The sequence below is a fragment of the Cellvibrio sp. pealriver genome, assembly GCF_001183545.1.
Classification (GTDB): Bacteria; Pseudomonadota; Gammaproteobacteria; order Pseudomonadales; family Cellvibrionaceae; genus Cellvibrio.
Genome location: NZ_KQ236688.1, coordinates 4,410,895 through 4,413,227, shown reverse-complemented (window position 1 = coordinate 4,413,227; position 2,333 = coordinate 4,410,895). Strand labels below are relative to the sequence as shown.

1 rRNA gene (running past both ends of the window) is annotated in these 2,333 nt (G+C 52.0%); it reads right to left on the bottom strand.

Going from position 1 to position 2,333, the window contains the following annotated elements:
- A 23S ribosomal RNA gene (locus tag VC28_RS19650) occupies positions 1 to 2,333 on the bottom strand (it extends past both window edges: 194 nt to the left, 312 nt to the right).

The following is a 2,333-nucleotide window of genomic DNA, read 5'->3' as shown; positions in this document are numbered from 1 at the left end:
CTCGTACTAGGAACAACTCTTCTCAAATCTCCAACGCCCACGGCAGATAGGGACCGAACTGTCTCACGACGTTCTAAACCCAGCTCGCGTACCACTTTAAATGGCGAACAGCCATACCCTTGGGACCGGCTTCAGCCCCAGGATGTGATGAGCCGACATCGAGGTGCCAAACACCGCCGTCGATGTGAACTCTTGGGCGGTATCAGCCTGTTATCCCCGGAGTACCTTTTATCCGTTGAGCGATGGCCCTTCCATACAGAACCACCGGATCACTAAGACCTACTTTCGTACCTGCTCGACATGTCTGTCTCGCAGTCAAGCGTGCTTTTGCCTTTACACTAACCTCATGATTTCCGACCATGATTAGCACACCTTCGTGCTCCTCCGTTACTCTTTGGGAGGAGACCGCCCCAGTCAAACTACCCACCATACACTGTCCGTAACCCCGATAAGGGGCCGACGTTAGAACCTCAAACATACCAGGGTGGTATTTCAAGGACGGCTCCATCGAAACTAGCGTCTCGACTTCAAAGCCTCCCACCTATCCTACACAGATAGGTTCAAAGTTCAGTGCAAAGCTATAGTAAAGGTTCACGGGGTCTTTCCGTCTAGCCGCGGGTACACGGCATCTTAACCGCGATTTCAATTTCACTGAGTCTCGGGTGGAGACAGCGCCCCCATCATTACGCCATTCGTGCAGGTCGGAACTTACCCGACAAGGAATTTCGCTACCTTAGGACCGTTATAGTTACGGCCGCCGTTTACCGGGGCTTCGATCAAGAGCTTCGCTTGCGCTAACCCCATCAATTAACCTTCCGGCACCGGGCAGGCGTCACACCCTATACGTCCACTTACGTGTTTGCAGAGTGCTGTGTTTTTAATAAACAGTTGCAGGGGCCTGGTATCTTCGACTGCCAGTAGCTTACGGAGCAAGTCCTTCACCACCAGCAGTGCACCTTCTCCCGAAGTTACGGTGCCATTTTGCCTAGTTCCTTCACCCGAGTTCTCTCAAGCGCCTTGGTATTCTCTACCTGATCACCTGTGTCGGTTTGGAGTACGGTCTCTTTTTACCTGAAGCTTAGAGGCTTTTCTTGGAAGCATGGCATCAAGCACTTCGTGTTCCGAGGAACACTCGTCATCAGTTCTCAGCCTTAGCATCCCGGATTTACCTAAGACACCAGCCTACGACCTTAAACACGGACAACCAACGCCGTGCTGCTCTAGCCTTCTCCGTCCCCCCATCGCAGTAAAAAGAGGTACAGGAATATTAACCTGTTTCCCATCGACTACGCATTTCTGCCTCGCCTTAGGGGCCGACTAACCCTGTCCCGATTAGCGTTGGACAGGAACCCTTGATCTTCCGGCGGGGGAGTTTTTCACTCCCCTTATCGTTACTCATGTCAGCATTCGCACTTCTGATACCTCCAGCATGCTTCTCAACACACCTTCGACGGCTTACAGAACGCTCCCCTACCCCACATACAAAGTATGCAGCCGCAGCTTCGGTTGCTAGTTTTAGCCCCGTTACATCTTCCGCGCAGGCCGACTCGACTAGTGAGCTATTACGCTTTCTTTAAAGGGTGGCTGCTTCTAAGCCAACCTCCTAGCTGTCTAAGCCTTCCCACATCGTTTCCCACTTAACTAACATTGGGGACCTTAGCTGGCGGTCTGGGTTGTTGCCCTCTTGACAACGGACGTTAGCACCCGCTGTCTGTCTGCCATGATTGCACTCCAGGGTATTCGTAGTTTGCATGGGGTTGGTAAGTCGGGATGACCCCCTAGCCCAAACAGTGCTCTACCCCCCTGGGTGAGACATGACGCGCTACCTAAATAGCTTTCGGGGAGAACCAGATATCTCCCGGCTTGATTAGCCTTTCACCCCTATCCACACGTCATCCCCAAATTTTTCAACATTTGTGGGTTCGGTCCTCCAGTAAGTGTTACCTCACCTTCAACCTGCACATGGATAGATCGCCGGGTTTCGGGTCTATTGCCAGCGACTGAACGCCCTATTAAGACTCGCTTTCGCTACGGCTCCCCTATACGGTTAACCTTGCCACTGACAATAAGTCGCTGACCCATTATACAAAAGGTACGCAGTCACACCACGAAGGTGCTCCTACTGCTTGTACGCACACGGTTTCAGGATCTATTTCACTCCCCTCACAGGGGTTCTTTTCGCCTTTCCCTCACGGTACTGGTTCACTATCGGTCAGTTGGGAGTATTTAGCCTTGGAGGATGGTCCCCCCATATTCAAACAGGATATCACGTGTCCCGTCCTACTCGTTTTCATGACTAAGGCATTTTCGTGTACGGGGCTATCACCCTGTAT